Below are 20,834 nucleotides of genomic sequence, written 5' to 3'. Positions count from 1 at the left end.
CTTCACGTGAGGCGATTTGCCTTTGCGAGTGCAAACCGGATGTCAGCGGCGTTGGCCATCAGGCCTTCGACGGGTTGAAGTGCTTCGCCAGGCCCTGCCAGCACCGGTAGTACTCGTGCTGCAACTGAGCCGATTCGAGCGCGAAGCGCGTCGGCCGCAGCACGGCCGGCGTCTCGAACATGAAAGCCATCGTGTCGCGGATCGCGTGCGGCTTCGTCGTATCCGACGCGCTGGCTTTCTCGAAGGTCTCGGCATCGGGACCGTGGCCCGACATGCAGTTGTGCAGGCTCGCGCCGCCCGGCACGAAGCCCTCGGCCTTTGCGTCGTACGCGCCATGAACGAGGCCCATGAATTCGCTGGCGATGTTGCGATGGAACCAGGGTGGGCGGAACGTGTTCTCGGCCGCGAGCCAGCGCGGCGGGAAAATGACGAAGTCGATCGTATCGACGCCCGGCGTATCGCTCGGCGCCTGGAGCACGAGAAAGATCGACGGATCCGGATGGTCGTAGCTGATCGAGCCGATCGTATTGAAGCGGCGCAGATCGTATTTGTACGGCGCGTAGTTGCCGTGCCAGGCCACCACGTCGAGCGGCGAATGGCCGATTTTCGCGCGCCAGAAGTTGCCCTGGAATTTCGCGATCAACTCGAAATCGCCCTCGACGTCCTCGTAGCGCGCCACCGGCGCCTCGAAGTCGCGCGGGTTGGCAAGCCCGTTCGAACCAATGACGCCGAGATCCGGCAACTTGAAAAGCGCACCGTAGTTCTCGCACACATAGCCGCGCGCTTTCGCGTCGGGCAGTTCGACGCGAAAGCGCACGCCGCGCGGTATCACGGCAATTTCCTGAGGCTCGACTTCGAGCGCGCCCAGTTCGGTGGCAATGAAAAGGCGCCCCTCCTGCGGCACGATCAGCAGCTCGCCATCGGCGTTATAGAAAAAGCGGTCCGTCATCGAACGATTGGCCGCGTAGATGTGGATGCCCGCTCCAGCGCCCGCCTCCGGTCCACCGTTGCCGGCCATCGTGATCATGCCGTCGACGAAGTCGGCCGGCACATCGGGATACGGCTGGGGATCCCAGCGCAATTGATTCGGCGTCGGCGGCACTTCGTCGAAACGGCTCAGCCATCGCTTGCCCGGCAGCGGCGCGAAAGGCTCGTGCATGGCAGCGGGACGGATCCGGTACAGCCACGAGCGGCGGTTGCTGTGACGCGGCGCAGTGAAAGCCGTGCCGGACAGTTGCTCGGCGTAAAGACCGTAAGGCGCGCGCTGCGGCGAGTTGCGCCCGACCGGCAAAGCATCGGGCAGTGCTTCGGTTGCCCATTCGTTGGCGAAGCCGGTCAGATAGCGGCGCTGCGTTTCCTGATGAGCCATTGGTTGTCCCCTCCTGATTGCGCGGCCAGGGCAATTCATGGCGATCGCATTGTCAGCCCCGGCACTGCATGGAGCAGATTGTCGTCGCCGCGGACTATCACGGCAACGAGATACAATGAATACCATCCATTCACTATGTGAATAATCTCATGAGCACCCGCAAGCTCCGGGACATCGACCTCAATTTACTGGTCGTATTCAAGGACATCATGGAAACGCGCAATATTTCGGCCACGGCACGGCGCCTGAACATGTCGCAACCGGCCGCGAGCAATGCGCTGGCGCGGCTGCGCGCGACGCTGGACGATCCGCTGCTCGTGCGCTCGGGACACACGATGCAGCCCACGCGGCTCGCGGCGCTGATCGCGCAGGACATCGATCACGGCATGGCGCTGTTGCAGGCCGCGCTGGACCGCCGTGAAACATTCGACCCGGCCGTCGACTCGCGCCGTTTCGTCATTGCCGTCACCGACGTGGGCGAGGTGTACTTTCTGCCGAAGCTGCTCGCCTATTGTTCGCAGCACGCGCCTCATGTGCACATCGAGGCGTCCTATGCGAGTGGCGCCGCGTTGCGCGACGGCCTGCAGGAAGGCCGCATCGATCTTGCGCTCGGCCCTCACGACGATCTGGCCGGCGGGCTGCTGCACGCGCGCCTCTTCAAGCAGCACTGCGTAAGCGTGTTCCGGGCGGGCCACCCGTTCGCCTCGCAGCCGCCCACCTCGCTCGCCGCCTTCCGCGAAGCAAGGCACGTGCTCGTGGCTAATCCCGCGAGCCCGTATGTCGATATCGAGCAACGCCTGGAGAAAGCCGGCATTCGCATTGCATCGCACGATCAGGTGTCGAGTTTTCTTACCGCGCTTTTCATCGTCGCGAATTCGGACCGCGTCGCAACGGTTCCCTACAAACTTGCCGAGCAGTTTTGCGAACCGATGGGGCTGCGCTTCGTTCGTCCGCCACTGCGGCTTCCCGAACTGGAAACGCATTGCTTCTGGCATCGACGAAGCGAAGCGGACGTGGGGCTCTCGTGGCTGCGCGGTGTCATCGTCGAGCGTTTTGCGGAACGTGCCGGCGCCGGAAACGCGAAAACAAGGCCGTCCTGACGCTCGGGCCCGATCAGGCGCCGACGTCCGACGGCGCCTGCGAAGCGAGAAAGTCCACGAACGTGCGGACCTTGGCGGACAGGAACTTCCGGCTCGGATAGACGGCGTGGAGCATCGTGTCGATCTTCAGCGTCTCGGGCAACACCATCTGTAGCCGCCCTGCCGCCACATCGGGCTGAGCCATCCATGTCGGCAGAAAGACGAGGCCCATGCCTTCGAGCGCCGCCAGATGCAGGATCGTTTCGTTCTCGCTTTGCATCACGGTGCGGAAGGTCACGGTCTGCCGGCCCTCCTGCGTGTCGAGCGTCATGCCGCTGGTGCCGCCCATTGCGCTGTAGCGCAGCAATGCATGGCCATTGAGGTCGGCAACGCTTTTCGGGCGACCGGTACGCTTCAGATACTCGGGCGACGCCATGAGACAAAACTCGATCGGCATCAGTGGGCGCGCCACGAGGCCGGGATCGAGCCGGTCGCTGGTCATGGCGCGCAAGGCCAGATCGAATCCCTCGTCGACGAGATTCACGATGCGCCCGCTCAGATCCATATCCAGGCAGACATCGGGATAGCGCCGGTTATATTCGGCCAGCTTCCGGATGAAGCGGGTGCTGGCCACCCACACCGGCGCGCTGAGCTTGAGGGTGCCCCGCGGCGTCATCGTGACGTTGCTGATGGCCGCCTCGACTTCGTCGAGCCCTTCGAGCGCCTGCTTCGCCTGGTTGAAATAAAGCGCGCCGGCCTCGGTCAGACTCACGTGGCGGCTCGTCCGGTTCAGCAACCGGTTGCCGACACGCCCTTCCAGATGAATCACATGTTTGCTCACCATCGCCGTGGAGAGATCCAGCCGCTTCGCCGCGGCGGAGAAGCTCTTCAATTCGGCCACCGTGCAAAACACGCGCAAGCTCGTCATCGTATCCATGGTTCGTCAACATATACGAAACGACGCATCAACTCAACGCGCGTTGATCAACCCGCAGAAAACCGCGATGCTTCCGGAAACAGGCTGCGTACACACAGGCCGGCCCGTGCCGGCGCTTCGAGAAGCGCAGCGCCTTGCCAACCGGAACGCACAGGTGGACCGAAAAGTGACCGAATCCAGGCTTCCAACTTATTTCATCAGCCACGGCGGCGGCCCGTGGCCCTACATGACCGGCGAGTTTCGCAACAATTTCGCCGAACTCGAACGATCGTTGGCCGAAATGCGCGCCGAACTCGGCGATGCGCCCAAAGCGGTGCTCGTGATTTCAGGCCACTGGGAAGAAACGGGCTTTGCCGTCTCGTCGGGCGCGAACCCGGGGATGGTCTACGACTATTACGGCTTTCCCGAGTATCTCTATCACATCCGGTACGGCGCTCCCGGCTCGCCGGAGCTTGCGCGGCGCGTACAGGATCTGCTCCGCGCGGGCGGCATCGATGCCCGGCCGGATCCGGCACGCGGCTTCGATCATGGCACCTTCAGCGTGATAAAGCCGCTTTATCCGGACGAAAGCATTCCCGTGGTTCAACTGTCTCTCGACACCGGGCTCGATCCCATGTTGCATCTCGAGGCCGGCCGGGCGTTGGCGCCGCTGCGCGACGAAGGCGTACTGATCCTCGGCAGCGGCCTCAGCTTTCACAATCTGCGGATCATGCGTGGCACGAGCGGATACGAGCCGTCCCGGAAATTCGACGCGTGGCTGCAGCAAACGCTGGTTCACGCGTCGCCCGACGAGCGTGCCCAGCGCCTCCTCGCATGGCAGGACGCGCCGTGCGCGCGCCTCGCGCACCCGCGTGAGGACCATCTGCTTCCGCTCATGGTCGTCGTGGGCGCTGCATGGCACGAGGCTGGCGCGACCACCTATCACCAGACCGATTTCATGGGCGGACTCACGGCGTCGAGTTTTCGCTTCGGCGCGCCGCCGTCAGCCGCTCAATAGTCGATGAGCTGGTGTTCGCGCAAATAGGCAAGAATCGTCTGCGCTTTTTCGACCGGGCCACCCTCGGTGACGAGTTGTCCGCCGCGGCTCTCGGTCGTCGTCGCCGAAAGCATCCGGGCGTGCCCCGAGCGCTTCTCGGCGGCCACCAGTTTCACGGGCTTGCGCTCGATCGGGCCGACCGTCCACGCCGTCGCGTCCGCGTCCGCATCCGCACGGCGCTCGGCTTGTACTGGCTGCACCGCCCCCGCGCGCAGGCGCGCGTATGCGTAGCGTGGCGTGGCACTCGCGAGCGGATGCACGGCGATGACCGCGGGCAATACCACCTCGACGCGCCGCCGCAAGCCCTTGGGCAGGAACTGACGAACCTGGGCGCGGCCCGCTGCCGCGTCGGTACCGACGTCGACCGCGGCACAGACGAGCGGATAGCCGAGCGCGGCGGCCACACGGTACGGCAGCATGCCGCTGTCGAATGCACCCTCGGCCCGCGTTCCGGTCAATACGAGGTCGTAACCTTGCACGCGCGCGGCCAGCATGGCGGCCGCATCGTCGCCCTCGCCGCAGGCGATCACATCGACTTGCCTCGCGCCGAGCGCCAGATATTCCGCCACCGCCGGGTCCCGGGCGTCACCGGCATGAATCACCTCCAGCCGGGCGCCCTGCCGCTCGGCAAGGTCCCGGCCGATTTCGAGCGCCGCCGCATCGTTTCGGCTGTAGCGCGGCGCACCGCTGACGGGATGCCGCCCTGTCGAGACAAGCACGGCGATACGCTGCAAGCGGGGGGGGCTGTTCATGCGGCAACTCCTGCGAGATGGGGTACCTCGGCAACCTGTGACGTTTGCCCGCGTGTCGAGCGGGCGGCCTGCACCGCGTCGATCAGGGCGGCGATCGTTGCCTGCGCATCGCCGACGACGGTCAGGTTCGCTCGCTTGGCGATCGGCGCACTGCCGTCGAGGTTCACCGCGATCACGTGCCGGCAATCCTTGATACCTTGCAAATGCTGCACCGCGCCCGAAATGCCGAACGCGATGTAGACGCTCGCCTCAACCGTCTTTCCCGTCGCGCCGACCTGCTTGTCGCGCGTGAAGTGGCCATTGTCCACGGCGACACGGCTCGCGCCGATGGCCGCGCCGAACGCACCCGCGAGCCGTTCGAACGCCGCGACATCGGTTACGCCGTTGCCGGCCGAGACGATGAAATCGGCTTCCTCGAGCGCCACTTGTGCGGCATCGATCTCCTCGATGCCCAGATCCCGGCAGCGCTGCGCGGCGTGACTCGCAGGCCGCACGAAATCCGCGGCGAGACGCTCGCCTGCCCCGACGAAGGGCAGCTTCGCCTCGACGGCATTCTGCGCGAGCAGAATCACGTCGGGCAGCGCCCGCTTCGCGAACGCGCGCTTCGCATACACGTAGGCACTCACATGCCGCGCATCGATCTCGACAACGTGGGTCGCCGCGCTCGCGCCCACGGCGGCTGCGTAACGACGGCCGAGATCGCCGTCCCCGGTCGCGTTGTCGGGCATGAACACGCGCGTGGGCGAGAGCGCCGACGCGCAGGCGAGCAGCGCCTGCAGTTCGCTTTCCGGCGCGAACATACGACGGTCGAACTCGGCCAGTTCGATCAATCTGTCGACGCCGAGCGCCGCCGCGTCGTCCTTCAGTTCGCCGAAGACGAGCAAGGCGACCCCGGTCTCGGCATCGGCCAGCAACGCGGCGGCGGCGATCGTCTGACGCGTGTGTTCGTCGAGCGAGCCGCGCTCGCTGTGCGCGACGACGAGCGCGAGATGCCGGCACGCGCCGGTCAACCGGCGCGGCTTCGCTGCCGCCGCATGACCTTGCGCATACGAGTGCGCCATGCCCGCATCGTCGGCGTTGCCGATCTCACCGATCTCACCGAGCGTGATGCGCTTGATACCCGCTGCCGTGACGACGAACGGACGGCGCGGATCGATTCGTTTTATCGTGCTCATCGATTCACTCCAGCGAGGCGGCCACAAGTTCGGCCACGTCGAGAACGTCGGGACGCGGGCCGACCACGCCCTCCAGCATCGCCGTGCAGTTCGGACACGCGACGGCCACCACCTCGGCGCCGATCGCGCGCGCATCGGCTATGCGGATATCCGGAATGCGCTGCTTGCCGGGAATATCGGTGAGCGGCGCGCCGCCTCCCCCGCCGCAGCATCGGCCACGCATGCCGTGGCGCTCCATCTCCACCACCTGAATGCCGATCGTCTTGAGCAGGTTGCGCGGCGTGTCGGTCTCCCCGTTATAGCGGCCCAGGTAGCACGGATCGTGATAGGTCGTGCGCTTCTCGCGCAGCGCCTCGACGGCCTTCGGCGCGATGCGGCCCATCGCGGCCAGTTCCGCAAGGAACGTCGTATGGTGAAGCACCTCGTAACGGCCGCCGAGGGCGCGGTACTCGTTGCGCAGGCTGTGCATCACGTGCGGATCGGCTGTGACGATGCGCTTGAAGCTCAGGGCGGACAGCGTGCCCATCATCTGTCGGGCCATGCGCTGAAACGTTGCCTCGTCGCCGAGACGGCGCGCCACGTCGCCCGTATCCGTCTCCTCGCCGCCGAGCACCGCGTAGTCCACCCCGGCCTTGTTGAGCACCTTGACGAGCGCGCGCAGCGTGCGCTGGTAGCGCATGTCGAACGCGCCCTCGCCGGCTACCACCAGCACATCGACCGCCTTGCCCGGTTGTGCGACGGGCGCGTTCAGATCCACCGACCAGTCGTAGCGCGCCGCCTTGTCGTAGCCGCCGGCCGTGCCCGTTTCGCGCAGATTCGCGAGCACCTCGGGGCCCTTGCCGGGCACCGTTCCGTGCACGAGTGTCTGGTTGCGGCGCATGTCGACGATCGCATCGACGTGCTCGATCAGCATCGGGCACTCCTGCACGCAGGCGCGGCAGGTCGTGCAGGACCAGAGCGTCTGCGCTTCGACGAGACCCGAGACGATCGGACCGTTCGGCTCGCCGCCATGCCGGCCGACGGGAATGCCGGGCGTCGGGCTGCCCGCATACGCCGCGTCGGTGCCGCCGGCCATGCCGACGACGAGATCCTGAATGAGTTTCTTCGGATTGAGCGGCTGGCCCGACGCGAACGCGGGGCACGCCGCCTCGCACTTGCCGCACTGTACGCAGGCGTCGAAGCTCAGCAACTGATTCCAGCGGAACTCGACGGGCTTGGCGACGCCATACTCGTCGTGCTCGACGTCGGCCGGCTTGAGCGCCGTCGGCGGCGTGGCCGTGCCCGTGCGGGCGCCGGTATCGCGCGCGGCCGCAAAGCGCTCCTGGCGCGGATGAAAGGCGAGATGCAGCAGGCCGGCGACCGCATGCTTCATCGGCCCGCCCTTCGCGGCGCCGAACGTCATTGCGAACGCCCCTGCGCCGATCAGCACGGCGCAAAGCACAGCGAACGCGCCCGACATCGTCGCGGCCGGCACGAGCGTGAACAGCACGAGGCCGAGCGCAAACGAGCCGAGCAGCCAGGGCAGCGTGTTCCAGGGGCCGCGCGAGAGCCGCGCAGGCACGTTCTTCGCGTGACGGCGGCGCCAGACGAAGACGGCCCCGACCAACATCGCGAGCGCGGCCAGGAAAATCAGCTTGTCGAGCAGCGGCGAATACACCGCCAGCCCATAGTTGACGAACACGAGCGCCAGCGCCGCAATGGCGCCCCCGGCCGTGGCCACGTGCGTCTTCGCGATGTAGGGATCTCTCGCGACGACGTGATGCAGATCGACGAAGTAGCGTTTCGGAATGGCGAACAGATTCGACATGCCGAAAGCACCGGGTGCGGTCGCCCGCCCGAGACGCCAGTACGACGAGCGCTTCGCCACGGCGAAGGCGAGGCCCGCCACTGACAGCCACAGCAACGCGGTGATCAGAAAGGCCGGATTCATCGTCAGAAATCCTTCACGAGGCGCAGCGCGTCGTAGATCGCGCCATGGATGTTGTGCATCGAGATGCAGTCGCCCACCCGGAACAGCAGGAAGCGGCCATTGCCGAGGGTTTCGGAGAGGCACGGCTGCGGCTCGGCCGCGAAGAGCTTGTGCACGTCCACCTGCCCGCGGTTCACCGATTCCGGCTTGAGCTTCCAGTAGAGCGCGTCGTTCGGCGTCGAGCCGTTTTCGATCACGACCTGATCGACGGCACGCTCCTCGATCTCTTCCGTGTACTCGTTGCGCAGGACAGCGATCCTCTTGCCGTCTTCCTCGTAGACGCGATCGAGCCAGTAGTTCGGCGTATGGATCACGCCCTGCGCGTAAAGGCGCCGATAGAAGATCGGGAACGTCGTGCCGCCGCAATCGTCGGCCACCTTGACGTCGGGCGTCACGATCTCGACCTTCGAGCCACGGCTCGCGATGAAGTCGGCCACGCCCGCGCCCGCATGGGTGCTGACGCCGTCGTAGACGAGCACGTTGCCCTTCGGCTCGACCCGGCCCGAAAGCACATCCCACGAGCTGACGGCAAGCCCGTCGGCCACGCCCCAGCCGGGCACCTGATCGGAGAATGCGCGCCCTCCCGTTGCGAGGACGACGATATCCGGCTTTTCCGCCATGATCGCCTTTTCGTCGGCGGCAACGCCGAGGCGCCGGTCGACGCCGAGGCGCTTCGTCTCCATGTCGAACCAGCGGACGATACCGGCCATCTGTTCGCGCTGCGGCGCCTTCGCGGCCAGCATGATCTGGCCGCCCACCTCGGCGTTCTTCTCGAACAGCACGACGTCATGGCCGCGCGAGCGCGCGACGCGCGCCGCCTCGAGGCCCGCGGGGCCCGCACCGACCACCACCACCTTGCGCTTCGGGCCGCGCGACTTCTCGATGACGTGCGGCATCGTCGCCTCGCGCGAGGTTGCCGCGTTCTGCACGCAAAGAACGTCGAGGCCGTTGTACTGGCGATCGATGCAGTAGTTTGCGCCCACGCACTGCTTGATTTCGTCTTCGCGGCCGTCGCGGATCTTGATGACCATGTGCGGATCGGCGATCTGCGCACGCGTCATGCCGACGAGGTCGATCATGCCGTTCGCGAGCAGTCGCTCGGCCTGCCCCGCATCACGGATGCTTTGAGCGTGCATGACCGGAATCTTGACGACCGACTTGATGCCGGCCGCGAGGTGCACGAAAGGCTCGGGCGGCAGCGCCATCGGCGGCATGCAGTTCGCGAGCGTGTTGTGCGTATCGGCCCCGGAGCCGATCACGCCCAGATAATCGATGAGGCCCGTCTCGGACATCGCCTGCGCGATCTCCTTCAGTTGTTCGTGATCCAGACCGTCCTCGTGAAATTCGTCGCCGCACATCCGCAGGCCGACGCAGAAATCGCGGCCCACGGCCTCGCGCACCGCTTTGAGCACCTCCACGCCGAAGCGCAGCCGGTTCTCCAGGCTGCCGCCCCACTCGTCGGTGCGAAAGTTCGTGCGCGGGCTCCAGAATTGATCGATGAGATGCTGGTGCGCGGCCGAGATCTCGATGCCGTCCATCCCCGCTTCCTTCACGCGCTTCGCCGCGGCGGCGAAATCGGCAATGATGCGGCGGATCTCCTCCACTTCGATGATCTTCGCGTTGCCGCGGTGCACCGGCTCGCGCACGCCCGACGGCGACATCAGATGCGGCCAGTGCTCGCCGTGAAACGCCGAGCGGCGCCCCATGTGCGTCGCCTGGATCATGATCTTCGCGCCGTGACGATGCATGGCTTCGGCCAGGCGCGACAACGGGTCGATGATCTTGTCGGTCGACAGATTCACCGATTTCCACCAGCCCTGCGGGCTGTCGACCGACACGGGGCTCGAGCCGCCGCACACGGCCAGGCCCACGCCGCCCTTTGCCTTCTCTTCGTAATAGCGAATGTAGCGGTCACCCGGCAGACCGCCCGGCTCGGCATAGACTTCCGCATGCGCGGTACTGACGATGCGGTTGCGCAGCGTCAGCTGATTGAGCTGAAGGGGCTTGAACAAATGGGGGTAGCGCATCGCAGACGACCTCTGGCGTTCGTATGTCTCGTGTGGCGAATATCGGCGGCCGTCAGTGAGCGATCGGCGAAACCTCGAAGACGCAGTAATCGTGGTGCTCGGCTGCGCACTGCACTTCCTTCGATTGGGCGCGCGGCGCGCCCTTGCCTTGCGGCGTCGTATCGTTGACCCAGTCCATCGCGCCTGCGAACCACCCCGCGAACATGTAGCACAGCTTGCCTTCCTTGCCGGGCTGCGCGAGCACGAACGACGAATGGCGCAGCTCGATGCGTGCGCGCGCCGTGGACGGATCCGCTTCGCGAATCGAAAAGAGCCCCCAGCCACGCTGCGACAGGCGCTTCAGGTAGTGCTCGAAGACCGCCATCCCGCCGATGCCGTGCAGCTTCGCTTCCTTGTCGCACCAGTGATACGCGGACTTGTAGCCGGCTTTGTAAAGAATCTCGGCATACGCCTCCAGGCCCAGCGCCTCTTCGACGGCTACATGGTTGTTCGTGAAGAAATGCCGCGGCACGTAGAGCATGGGCAATGCGTCCGTGGTCCAGACGCCGGTATCGGGGTCGACGTCGATCGGCAGTTGCGGTTGCATGGTGATTTCTCCGTGGGGGGGACCTGCCGCGCGTATCGTCGCGCGGCTCGTTGTCGTTCTATGCCTTCTATGCGCAGGCTCTCGGATATGGCTCGGGCGTGGCTCACGCGCCCCAGACGTCCTTGAACACACGCACCCAGTTCTCGCCCATGATCTTGCGGATGCGCGACGCCTTCCATCCGGCGCGTTCCATGGCCGCGGTCAGGTTCGGAAACTCGCCGATCGTGCGAATCCCCTCCGGGTTGACCACCTTGCCGAAATTCGTGAGGCGCCGGTAGCGGCCCTTGTCGTGCGTGAGCATGTCGAAGAAGTCCACGCTGTAGCCCTGCGTGAAGTCGGTGCCGATGCCCACGGCGTCTTCGCCGATCAGATTGACGACGTAGTCGATCGCTTCGATGTAGTCTTCGACGGTGGCGTCGATGCCGCGCTTCAGGAACGGCGCGAACATCGTCACGCCGACGAAGCCGCCTGCATCGGCGACCTCCTTGAGCTGTTCGTCGCTCTTGTTGCGCGGGTGCGCCTTGAGGCCCGAGGGCAGGCAATGGGAGTAACAAACGGGCTTCTTCGAAAAGGCGATGGCCTCGGAAGACGTGTTGCCACCCACATGCGACAGGTCGACCATGATCCCGACCCGGTTCATCTCTGTGATCACTTCGCGTCCGAAATCGGAAAGCCCGCCATCGCGCTCGTAGCAGCCCGTACCCACGAGGTTCTGCGTGTTGTAGCAAAGCTGGACGACACGCACGCCCATGTCGGCGAACGCTTCGATATAGCCGAGGTTGTCCTCGAACGCATGCGCGTTCTGGAATCCGAGAATGATGCCGGTCTTGCCTTCCTTCTTTGCACGCAGGATGTCGTCGGTCGTGCGCACGAGCGTGAGCAGTTCGCCGTTATCGCGAATCTGCTTTTTCATCAGCCCGATGTTGTCGACGGTCTTCGTGAAGTTTTCCCAGACGGAGACCGTGCAGTTCGCGGCCGTGATGCCGCCCTTTCGCATGTCTTCGAACACCGACCGCTCGAACTTCGAGATGTTCAGGCCGTCGATGATGATGCTGTCCTGATGCAGTGTGCTCATTGATCGCTCCAGCGCGCGTGGTCGGTCGGGTCAGTAAATCGGAAAGCGCTCGCAAAGCGCGAAGATCTCGCGGCGTACGCGCTGCTCGGTAGCGTGGTCGCCCTCGGGGTGGGTGCGCAGCGCATCGAACACGTCGAGAATCAGGCGCCCCACTTCTCGGAACTCGCTCACGCCGAAGCCGCGCGTGGTTGCAGCGGGCGTGCCGAGACGAATGCCCGACGTGACCGTCGGCTTTTCGGTGTCGAAAGGGATGCCGTTCTTGTTGCAGGTGATCCCGGCCCGCTCGAGCGCCTGCTCGACCTGCGTGCCTTTCAGCCCCTTCGGCCGCAGATCGACGAGCAGCAAGTGGTTGTCCGTGCCGCCCGTCACGAGATCGACACCGCCGTCCTTGAGCACTTCGCCGAGTGCCCGCGCGTTGGCCAGCACGTTGTCGATGTAGGTCTTGAAGCCGTCTTCGAGGGCCTCGCCGAAGGCCACGGCCTTGCCCGCGATCACGTGCATCAGCGGGCCGCCTTGCAGGCCCGGGAAGACGGCCGAGTTGATCTTCTTAGCGATGTCTTCGTCGTTGGTCAGCACGAACCCGCCGCGCGGGCCGCGCAGCGTCTTGTGCGTGGTCGAGGTGACGACGTGCGCATGCTCGACCGGATTCGAATGCCGCCCCGCCGCGATCACGCCGGCGATATGGGCCATGTCGACCATGAGCCTGGCGCCCACGCTGTCGGCGATCGCGCGAAAGCGCGCGAAATCGAGCTTGCGCGGATAGGCGGAGAAGCCGGCGATGATGAGGCTCGGCTTGTGTTGCTGCGCGAGTTCCTCGACCTGATCGTAGTCGATCAGCATCGTGTCGCGGCTCACGCCGTACTGCACCGAGTTGAACCATTTGCCGGACAGCGCCGGTTTCGCGCCGTGCGTCAGATGACCGCCCGCGTCGAGCGACATGCCGAGCACCGTATCGCCCGGCTTGGCCAGCGCCAGCATGACGGATCCGTTCGCCTGTGCCCCCGAATGCGGCTGCACGTTCGCGAATCCGGCATTGAAGAGCCGCTTGATGCGCTCGATCGCGAGCGATTCGACTTCGTCGGCGAACTCGCAGCCGCCGTAGTAACGTTTGCCCGGATAGCCCTCGGCATACTTGTTGGTCAGCACCGAGCCCTGCGCTTCGAGCACCGCGCGCGAAACAATGTTTTCCGACGCGATCAGCTCCACCTGCGACTGCTGCCGCTCGAGCTCTTTGAGAATGGCGCTCTTGACCGGCGCGTCGCGCTGCGCCAAGGGCTGCGAGAAGAAATCCTGAGTATTCGACATAGGGCGTCCGTGACGATTGGGGATAGCTGTGTCGAGTGCAAAGACCCGCCTGGTCTGGCTTTCAGCGGCGCCAGACCATGGCTGCCGACCCCTCTATTCTTGTCTTCCGGAAATCGTGCCGATGTACGAATAGAGACGCGTTCTTTTCTATTTCCGCCATCCGCGTCCATTTTGCATAAGTGAATCGTCCGATACGCGCTCCCCGCGATCCGGGTGTGCCGACGCCCCCCGGGGCCATCGGAGCGAACGCCGGGGCGGCGCCCAGTCCGGCGTTCGCCAGTCTCGCGCGTGAAAAGCGGCGCCGCAAGCGCGCGGGCCTTTCGCCGTCCGTTCATTGCTCCCCGATTACGCCGTTGCGGTCCGCGACTGGTGTCCGGGCGCGCCAAAGGTAGCCTTTTGCGCCGTGCATCGGTAAACTTGCGCCGAACGATTTCGCTCAGCAGGGCACGCCGGCCTCCATCGTCGGCGATCTCCCGCCGTCCGCGCCGCGCGGCACGGCATCCTCCCCCCGCCCTCTGCTGCCCCGCACGCCGGCTCATTTGCAGGTCCGACCCGGTGCCTTTCCCACTCTGGCGCTTCGCCGTGCAACTTCAGGAGAGTATCGATTGCCTCGTTCGCACAAGAGCATCGCAAGTCACAACCCGTCTTCCATTTCGCGCACCCGCGCGGCCGACGTCACCATCGTCGACAGCACGCTTCTCAAGCGCGCTGTCGGTGCGATGGCGCTCGGTAACGCCATGGAGTGGTTCGACTTCGGCGTATATAGCTATATCGCCGTCACCCTCGGCAAAGTGTTCTTTCCGTCGAGCAGCCCCTCGGCGCAGTTGATTGCCACGTTCGGCACGTTCGCCGCCGCGTTTCTGGTGCGCCCGATCGGCGGCATGGTATTCGGCCCGCTCGGCGACAAGATCGGCCGCCAGCGCGTGCTCGCCATGACGATGATCCTGATGGCCTCGGGTACGTTCGCGATCGGCCTGATCCCGAGCTACGAGCGAATCGGCGTGCTCGCGCCGGCCTTGCTGCTCGTCGCCCGACTCGTACAGGGATTCTCGACCGGCGGCGAGTATGGCGGCGCGGCCACGTTCATCGCCGAGTTCGCGACGGATCGCCGTCGCGGTTTCGCCGGCAGCTTTCTCGAATTCGGCACGCTGATCGGTTATGTGCTCGGCGCGGGCACGGTCGCGGCGCTCACGGCGCTGCTGCCTCAAGACGCACTGCTCTCATGGGGCTGGCGCGTGCCGTTTTTCGTTGCGGGCCCGCTCGGGCTCGTCGGCCTATATATCCGGACGAAGCTGGAGGAAACGCCCGCCTTCCAAAAGGAAGCACTGGCCCGCGAAGCGGAAGAGCGGTCACGGCCAAAGCAAGGCTTCGTCGAGTTGCTCGCGCGGCAGAAAAAACCCATGCTCCAGTGCGTGGGCCTCGTGCTGATCTTCAACGTGGCCGACTATATGGCGCTGTCGTATCTGCCGAGCTATCTCTCGGCCACGCTCCGCTTCAACGAAGCACATGGCCTCTTTCTCGTGCTGCTCGTGATGGTATTGATGATGCCGATGACGCTCTTCGCGGGGCATCTGTCCGATGAAATCGGACGCAAACCGGTATTGCTGCTCGGCTGCGTGGGCTTTCTGCTCTTGTCGATTCCGGCACTGCAACTGATCCGCACGGCGTCGGTAGTGCCGGTGTTCGGTGGCATGCTGATTCTCGGCGCGCTGCTTTCGACGTTCACGGGTGCGATGCCGGCTGCGTTGCCGGCGCTCTTTCCCACGCGGATCCGTTACAGCGCACTCGCCATCGGGTTCAATGTTTCCGTGTCGCTTTTTGGCGGGACGACGCCCCTCGTCACCGCGTGGCTGATCGATCGCACCGGCAACCTGATGACGCCGGCCTATTACCTGATGGGGGCATCCGCGATCGGGATCGTCTCCGTGCTGACGCTGCGCGAAACGGCCCGCAGGCCGCTGCCGGGCTCGGCTCCCTGCATTGCCGGACACGCCGGGGTCACCGGCATGCGCGCCGACACACGCCGCCACCACGGCAGCGAAGTGTCGGGCGCGATCGAAGAACGTGCTTGATGCGTGCATGATGCGTGCCTGATGCGTGCATGATTCGCGCTGCCTCGAGCGACGCGGGACGCCGGTGTTGCCTTGGGCAACCTGGCGGCAACGCAGCCTCAATGGCGCCGCAGCAGCCACATCAAATAGGGGCCGCCGATGAGGGTCGCGAGAATGCCGGCCGGCATCTGCTGAGGAAACACGACGTTGCGGCCGAGCCAGTCCGAAAGCACCATCAGCAGCGCGCCGAGGAGCGCGGCGACGAGCATCTGCGCGCGGGCCCGCGAGAATCCCATGAGGCGAGCCAGATGCGGTGCCATGAGTCCGACGAACGACATCGGCCCGATCACGACCGTAGCGCCCGCGGTCAGGCCCGCCGCGATGGCGAGCAGCAGGAGCCGGACGTCGCGCGTGCGCACGCCGAGGGCGTCGGAGACGTTCGCGCCGAGCGGCAGGATATCGAGCCATCGCGCCCCCAGGAATGCTGCAATGGTCCCGAGAACCGCACTCGCGGTGACGGCGATAGCCGTCGTCGGCAAAACGGCGTACGTCGAGCCGTACAGCATGGCGCGCAATACGCTGGCGTAGGCCCCGCCGCTGGCGGTGGCCAGCACCACGACCGATTGCGACAGGGCGCTGATCGCAATGCCCGCCAGCAACAGATGCTCGGGCGCGAAACCGCTGCGCCGGCCGAGCGCGAAGAGCGCGACCAGGCAAATCGCGGCGCCCGCCGCCGCGCCCGCGAGCAACGCCGGCGTGGACGGGCCGACCGCCACCGCCGCCACGAGCATGCCGAGCATCGCCCCGCCGCTCACGCCGAGCAGGTCCGGGCTCGCCATCGGGTTGCCCGTCACCCGCTGCAACAGCGTGCCCGCGAGCGCGACCATCACGCCCGCCCCGAGCGAAGCGACAAGCCGCGGGACGCGCCAAAACGCAACGTGTGCCCATTGCGCAGCGCTGCTCCATTCCCAACCATGCATCGACATGGAAAATCGCAAGGAGGCCACGACGGCGATCGCCAACAGGCCGCCGAGCATCAACGCGGCCGCGCGTGTCGAGCGACGCTTCGGCTCGCTCTCGGCGGACGCCGGACGCGGCCCGTGCACGCGCAGGCGATACAGCATCCAGAGCAGCAACGGGCCGCCGAGCAGTCCGGTCACGGCCCCCGTGGGCAACACTTCGCCGAGCAACCCCGGCAGGCACTGCACGATCTGATCGGCGAGCGTGAGCAGCATCGCGCCCGCGAACGGCGCCCAGAGCAACTGTTCGCGCAGCGTGCGCGCGCCCATCGCGCGCGCGAGCGCGGGCCCGCCGAGTCCGATGAAGCCGATGACGCCGACGGCGCTCGTCACGAACGCGCTCGTCAACACGGCAATGCCGAGCGCCGCGAAACGCGCCCAGGCGATCGAAAGGCCCAGTTGCCGTGCGCTGCGATCGTCGAGCGAAAACAACGTAAGCGGCCGAACGAGCAGTGCTGCGCCGACGCCGCACGCGAGCGCGCGCGGCGCGAGCCAGTTGACGGTACTCCAGCCGCCTTGCACGAGCGACCCGCCGCCCCAGATGAAAACCGAGGTGAGCGAACGCTCGAAGACGATCGTGAGCAGCACGGAAAGCGCGCCGCAATAGAGATTCACGATCATGCCCGCGAGCACGACCGACACCGCGGCAAAGCCCTTGCGCCATGTCAGTGCCACTGTCGTCAGCATGGCGAGCGCGGACCCGCCGAACGCAATGGCGAAGCGCACGTCGAACGCGAGCGCCGGTACGACGATGGACGCCACCGTGAGCGCGAGGTAAGCGCCGGCCGAGACTCCGAGCGTCAACGGCTCGGCGAGCGGGTTGCGCAGCACCTGCTGGAAAACGACGCCGGCAAGCGACAGCGAGGCGCCCGCGATCAGCGAGACGAAAAGGCGCGGCAGCCAGCCGTAGCGGGCTACGAGTTGCGCCAGTGACGCACCGTCGCCAGCGAAGACGATCCCGGGCCACTGAGCAAGGGGCAATTGCGCCGACAGCGTGTGGACGCCGAGCGCGACCGCGGCAATTACGAGCAGCGTGGCGAAGTACCAGGCGCGCGGCGTGCCGCTCGCGCCCATGGCCGTCGTGGAACGGTTCAAGTAGTGACTCCCTGTAGGGCCTGCGCGAGACCGCTTGCAAAGCGCATGGACGTCACGAGGCCGCCGAGGGCCGGCAGCGGCGCGATCTGCCGCACCCGGCCGTGCCGCACGAACGGCAGTGCCCGCCAGAGCGGGCTTTGGGCGAGCTGTGCCGCGAGTCCGGGCGGCAACCCGATGACGACGGCTTCGGCATCCGCATTGCGGGCGAGCGACGCGAGATCCGCGCTGGCCGCACCTTGCGCATCGGCGGTGCCCTGCCATGCGTTCTCGATACCGAGCTGTGCCAGCACGCCGCCGAAAAGGCTGTTGCGACCGAATACGGAGAGATGGCGGTCGTCCACCGGATGCAGCAGATAGACGGGCCGCCGCGTCGCGCGAAATCCCGCCAGCCGCCGCGAGGCTTCCCGCACGCTCGCATCGGCGCGCGCGACGAGCGCATCGGCCGCAGCAGTCCGGCCGAGCCGCTGCGCCAGCTCGTGCGTACCGGCGCGCACGGCCGCATAGACATCGCGGCCCGGCGCGAAAAGCGGCACGACGCAAGTCGGCGCGATCCGCTGCAACAGGCCCATGAGCGGTGCGTGCCACGGCGTCACGACGATCAGATCGGGCTCGAGCGCCGCGATCACTTCGAAGTTCGGCTGATAGAGTAGCCCCGTATCGACGACGGCAGCCGGCAGCGGAGGATCGCCAGCGAGCATTCTGTACCACGGCGGCCGGGAAACGCCCACCGGCACCACACCGATCGACAGGACCACTTCGGTGAGCGGCCAGTCGAGCACGACGATTCGCTGCGGCGAAGCGATGGGCGAGGCGCCGTAGGATCGGGCCGGCGCGGCGTCGCTGCCGGGCGAAGCGAGCCCGGCGGCGCGCGCCCACCCGGCAGCCGCGGGCGTGGCGAGCGCCGCGGCGGTTGCAGCCAGCCGCACGAGCGCTTCGCGCCTGCGGCGACTGAAGCCGGCGCCGGCCGGCGCCATCGAAGAAGACGGCCCAGCCGGCGCATCGGCGCCGTGCGCCGCGACGAACTCCGAGCGCTCCATCACCACTGGTAACGCGCCGTTCCGAGCACGGTACGCGTAGCCCCCCAATAGCACACCGACGACGACGTGCAGTACGAGATGTACTCGCGATTGAAGAGGTTGGCCACGTTGAGCGACAGACGCCAGTTCTGGATGTCGTAATGCGCGCCGACATCGAAGAGCACGCGCCCAGGCACCGTAAACGTGTTGGCCGCATCGCCGGCCGAGCTGCTCATGTAGCGCACGCCCGAGCTGAGCCCGAAGTTGCGCAGCGGCCCGCGATGGAACGTGTAGTCGGCCCAAAGCGCCGCCGTGTTGCGCGGGGCGATCGTCGGACGCTTGCCGTAGTTGCCCGTCGAGGCGGTGCTCGCCGTTACGACCTGATTGATGAACGCGTACGAAGCCACGAGCTTCAGCTCTTCGGTCACGTTCGCATGGGCTTCGAACTCGATCCCGCGCGAGCGGATCTGGCCCGTCTGAACGACGAAGCCCGCGTGCGCCGGATCGACCACCGAGACGTTGTTCTGCGTCAGGTTGAAGGCGGCAAGCGAGAAGTAGCCGTCGAACCAGTGCGGCTGATAGCGCACGCCTACTTCGAACTGCTTGCCCGTCGTCGGCGAGAATGGCGCGCCCGCATAGGTAGCGCCGAGCACGGGCTGGAACGACTTCGCGTAGCTCACGTACGGCGCAATACCGCTGTCGAACTGATAGGCAAGGCCTGCCCGCCACGTGAACGCATGGTTGTTCGAGTGATAGATCGTGGAGCTGCCGGTCGTCAGCGACCGCGTCTGCTGGTTGCCGCCCGTCCAATCCTCGCGTATGCCGAACGTCAGTACCCATTTGCGCCAGCGCGCCTCGTCCTGCGCGTAGACGCCGACCTGGCTCAACGAATAATCGAGCCGGGTATTCGCCTGCTGAGTGGGCAGCGCCGCGAAGTTCGGGTTGTAGAGATCGACCGTGCCGACCACCCCGTTTCCTTCGGTGTCGCCCAGCATGGAACGCTGATAGTCGACGCCGAAAAGCACCGTGTGCGCCACGCTGCCGGTCGCGAATTTTGCCTGGGCGTGCGTATCGACTTCGAACTGCGTGTAATGCTCGTTGTCGACGTTCGCCCACATCGACACGGTGCGCCGGTTGGCCGCGAGCGCGCTCGTGACCGAGGTCTGGTAGTAGTGATCGTCGATATGCAGGTAGCGCACATGCTGCGACACGCTGAACGTGTCGTTGAACGCATGCTCGAACTGATAGCCGAACCAGTATTGCGTGCGATGCATGCCGTCCCGGTCGGGATCGCCGAAGTATCGATCGGGCCCGAGACGGCCGTTCGGGTTGTAAAAGAGCGTGGCGCCCGCCGGCACGGGATTGAAGAGCCCCCCGTTCGGATCGCGCTGGAAGCTGCCTTGCAGCGTGAACGTCGTGTTACGGTCAGGGCGGATCGTGACCGACGGCTGGATGGCGATACGCTGGTCCTTGATCTCGCTCACCTGCGTTTCGGAGGTGCGGCCAAGCCCCGTGATCCGATAGAGGACCTTGCCGTCCTTGTCGACGGGACCGCTGAAATCGAAGCCGAGCTGGTAGTTGCCGTGGTTGCCGATCTGCATCATCACTTCGTGATAAGGCGTCTCGGTCGGCAGCTTGCTCACGTAGCTCACGAGGCCGCCCGGACTGCCTTGGCCGTACAGCACCGATGCCGGGCCGTGCAGCACCTCCATTCGCTCGATGAAGTAAGGATCGATGCGCGGCGTGGCGAAGCGCGGCGATTGGTAAAGGCGCAGCCCGTCAAGGTACGAGTCGAGCGCGAAACCGCGCCCGTAGATCTGGTCGAAGCGGATATCGGTGCCATCCTGCGTATAGACGCCGGGGGTGTAGCGCAGCGCCTGATCGACGGTTTGCGCGCCTTGGTCGTCCATCTGCTGGCGCGTGATCACGGACACGCTCTGCGGGTTCGTCAGCAGATCCGAATCGGTCTTCGTACCCGTCTTCGAGCGCTTGGCGACATAGCCCACGCCCGGACCGTCCGGCGCCTGCAACGACTGCGCCCGCACGGTCACGGCCGGCAGCACTTTCGCGTCGGACGATGCCTCGGCGGTGGCCGCCCCCTCGCCCTGCGCCTGCGCGCCGGCAGCAGCCGTGGCCAGCATCAGCGCCGCGCAAATAGGCCGCAGCCGCGGACGATGGTGCGCTTCGCGCCCGGCCGATGCCCGCGAGCCCTGCTCGTTTCTTCCTGGTTCCATTACTCGTCGATCCCCGTTCGATGTCCGCGATCTTGATAGTCGCGAAATATTCTCAAAATCAAATAAGAATGTAAACGCAAATCACTCTCATTAAATCAATGAAATCTCC

The 20,834-nt window shown here is 65.8% G+C and carries 15 protein-coding genes; 3 read left to right on the top strand and 12 right to left on the bottom strand.

All coding sequences use genetic code 11. The features are described 5' to 3' along the window. Window positions 1–58: 58 nt before the first annotated feature. Window positions 59–1,369 carry a homogentisate 1,2-dioxygenase gene (gene hmgA / locus U0034_RS18725; RefSeq protein WP_085230783.1) on the bottom strand — a complete coding sequence of 437 codons (1,311 nt, stop codon included), beginning with the start codon at window positions 1,367–1,369 and terminating at the stop codon, window positions 59–61. A gap of 149 nt (window positions 1,370–1,518) precedes the next feature. Here hmgA and U0034_RS18720 point away from each other — a divergent pair, with 149 nt between their 5' ends. Continuing rightward, window positions 1,519–2,469 (top strand): LysR family transcriptional regulator, encoded by a 951-nt coding sequence (locus U0034_RS18720; protein ID WP_085230784.1) that lies wholly within the window; start codon window positions 1,519–1,521, stop codon window positions 2,467–2,469. Between the two features lie 13 nt (window positions 2,470–2,482). On the opposite strand, the gene U0034_RS18715 is transcribed toward U0034_RS18720, so the two are convergent. Next, on the bottom strand, window positions 2,483–3,385 hold the full coding sequence (locus tag U0034_RS18715) for a LysR family transcriptional regulator (protein WP_085230785.1): 903 nt from the start codon (window positions 3,383–3,385) through the stop codon (window positions 2,483–2,485). A 166-nt stretch (window positions 3,386–3,551) separates the two neighbouring features. On the opposite strand from U0034_RS18715, the gene U0034_RS18710 reads away from it, so the two are divergent. Next, a complete protein-coding gene (locus tag U0034_RS18710) occupies window positions 3,552–4,382 on the top strand; it encodes a DODA-type extradiol aromatic ring-opening family dioxygenase (RefSeq protein WP_233212114.1) in 831 nt (276 codons plus the stop codon). Here U0034_RS18710 and U0034_RS18705 read toward each other — a convergent pair. The 7 genes from U0034_RS18705 to U0034_RS18675 form a co-directional block, all read right to left on the bottom strand. Then, entirely contained in the window at window positions 4,376–5,173 is a 798-nt protein-coding gene (locus U0034_RS18705) for a drug:proton antiporter (RefSeq protein ID WP_085230786.1), read from the bottom strand. The two genes, U0034_RS18710 and U0034_RS18705, sit on opposite strands and share 7 nt — an antisense overlap. Next, the gene (locus U0034_RS18700; RefSeq protein WP_085230787.1) at window positions 5,170–6,348 is read right to left on the bottom strand and encodes an electron transfer flavoprotein subunit alpha/FixB family protein; all 1,179 of its coding nucleotides are present in this window, start codon (window positions 6,346–6,348) and stop codon (window positions 5,170–5,172) included. Before U0034_RS18700 ends, U0034_RS18705 begins: the two co-directional genes overlap by 4 nt. A gap of 4 nt (window positions 6,349–6,352) precedes the next feature. Next, window positions 6,353–8,278 carry a (Fe-S)-binding protein gene (locus U0034_RS18695; protein ID WP_085230788.1) on the bottom strand — a complete coding sequence of 642 codons (1,926 nt, stop codon included), beginning with the start codon at window positions 8,276–8,278 and terminating at the stop codon, window positions 6,353–6,355. A 2-nt stretch (window positions 8,279–8,280) separates the two neighbouring features. Continuing rightward, complete coding sequence (locus U0034_RS18690) at window positions 8,281–10,344, bottom strand: NADH:flavin oxidoreductase (RefSeq protein WP_085230789.1); 2,064 nt, start codon at window positions 10,342–10,344, stop codon at window positions 8,281–8,283. Window positions 10,345–10,396: 52 nt separating this feature from the next. After that, entirely contained in the window at window positions 10,397–10,930 is a 534-nt protein-coding gene (locus tag U0034_RS18685; RefSeq protein ID WP_085230790.1) for a DUF5943 domain-containing protein, read from the bottom strand. Between the two features lie 103 nt (window positions 10,931–11,033). Next, complete coding sequence (locus U0034_RS18680) at window positions 11,034–12,005, bottom strand: dipeptidase (RefSeq protein ID WP_085230791.1); 972 nt, start codon at window positions 12,003–12,005, stop codon at window positions 11,034–11,036. A 30-nt stretch (window positions 12,006–12,035) separates the two neighbouring features. Then, window positions 12,036–13,310, bottom strand: a complete 1,275-nt coding sequence (locus U0034_RS18675; protein ID WP_085230792.1) for a serine hydroxymethyltransferase — start codon at window positions 13,308–13,310, stop codon at window positions 12,036–12,038. Window positions 13,311–13,936: 626 nt separating this feature from the next. On the opposite strand from U0034_RS18675, the gene proP reads away from it, so the two are divergent. Beyond that, entirely contained in the window at window positions 13,937–15,382 is a 1,446-nt protein-coding gene (gene proP / locus U0034_RS18670) for a glycine betaine/L-proline transporter ProP (protein WP_102623136.1), read from the top strand. A gap of 98 nt (window positions 15,383–15,480) precedes the next feature. Here proP and fhuB read toward each other — a convergent pair whose 3' ends face one another. From fhuB to U0034_RS18655, 3 genes are read right to left on the bottom strand one after another with little or no spacing between them, the layout of a single operon-like run. After that, window positions 15,481–17,475, bottom strand: a complete 1,995-nt coding sequence (fhuB, locus tag U0034_RS18665) for a Fe(3+)-hydroxamate ABC transporter permease FhuB (protein ID WP_085230794.1) — start codon at window positions 17,473–17,475, stop codon at window positions 15,481–15,483. Then, on the bottom strand, window positions 17,472–18,512 hold the full coding sequence (locus tag U0034_RS18660; RefSeq protein WP_233212115.1) for an ABC transporter substrate-binding protein: 1,041 nt from the start codon (window positions 18,510–18,512) through the stop codon (window positions 17,472–17,474). Before U0034_RS18660 ends, fhuB begins: the two co-directional genes overlap by 4 nt. Then, window positions 18,512–20,632 carry a TonB-dependent siderophore receptor gene (locus U0034_RS18655; protein WP_233212116.1) on the bottom strand — a complete coding sequence of 707 codons (2,121 nt, stop codon included), beginning with the start codon at window positions 20,630–20,632 and terminating at the stop codon, window positions 18,512–18,514. The genes U0034_RS18660 and U0034_RS18655 overlap by 1 nt, the downstream gene beginning before the upstream one ends. Window positions 20,633–20,834: the final 202 nt, after the last annotated feature.

Source organism: Trinickia caryophylli (assembly GCF_034424545.1).
GTDB classification, from domain to species: Bacteria; Pseudomonadota; Gammaproteobacteria; order Burkholderiales; family Burkholderiaceae; genus Trinickia; species Trinickia caryophylli.
The sequence above is the reverse complement of the archived record's forward strand: the minus strand, read 5'-3'. Positions and strand labels throughout refer to the sequence as shown.

Coding starts and splice junctions, on each gene's coding strand:
- hmgA (WP_085230783.1), bottom strand. CDS start 1,369: ATGGCTCATCAGGAAACGCAGCGCCGCTATCTGACCGGCTTCGCCAAC.
- U0034_RS18720 (WP_085230784.1), top strand. CDS start 1,519: ATGAGCACCCGCAAGCTCCGGGACATCGACCTCAATTTACTGGTCGTA.
- U0034_RS18715 (WP_085230785.1), bottom strand. CDS start 3,385: ATGGATACGATGACGAGCTTGCGCGTGTTTTGCACGGTGGCCGAATTG.
- U0034_RS18705 (WP_085230786.1), bottom strand. CDS start 5,173: ATGAACAGCCCCCCCCGCTTGCAGCGTATCGCCGTGCTTGTCTCGACA.
- U0034_RS18700 (WP_085230787.1), bottom strand. CDS start 6,348: ATGAGCACGATAAAACGAATCGATCCGCGCCGTCCGTTCGTCGTCACG.
- U0034_RS18695 (WP_085230788.1), bottom strand. CDS start 8,278: ATGAATCCGGCCTTTCTGATCACCGCGTTGCTGTGGCTGTCAGTGGCG.
- U0034_RS18690 (WP_085230789.1), bottom strand. CDS start 10,344: ATGCGCTACCCCCATTTGTTCAAGCCCCTTCAGCTCAATCAGCTGACG.
- U0034_RS18685 (WP_085230790.1), bottom strand. CDS start 10,930: ATGCAACCGCAACTGCCGATCGACGTCGACCCCGATACCGGCGTCTGG.
- U0034_RS18680 (WP_085230791.1), bottom strand. CDS start 12,005: ATGAGCACACTGCATCAGGACAGCATCATCATCGACGGCCTGAACATC.
- U0034_RS18675 (WP_085230792.1), bottom strand. CDS start 13,310: ATGTCGAATACTCAGGATTTCTTCTCGCAGCCCTTGGCGCAGCGCGAC.
- U0034_RS18660 (WP_233212115.1), bottom strand. CDS start 18,512: ATGGAGCGCTCGGAGTTCGTCGCGGCGCACGGCGCCGATGCGCCGGCT.
- U0034_RS18655 (WP_233212116.1), bottom strand. CDS start 20,632: ATGCTGGCCACGGCTGCTGCCGGCGCGCAGGCGCAGGGCGAGGGGGCG.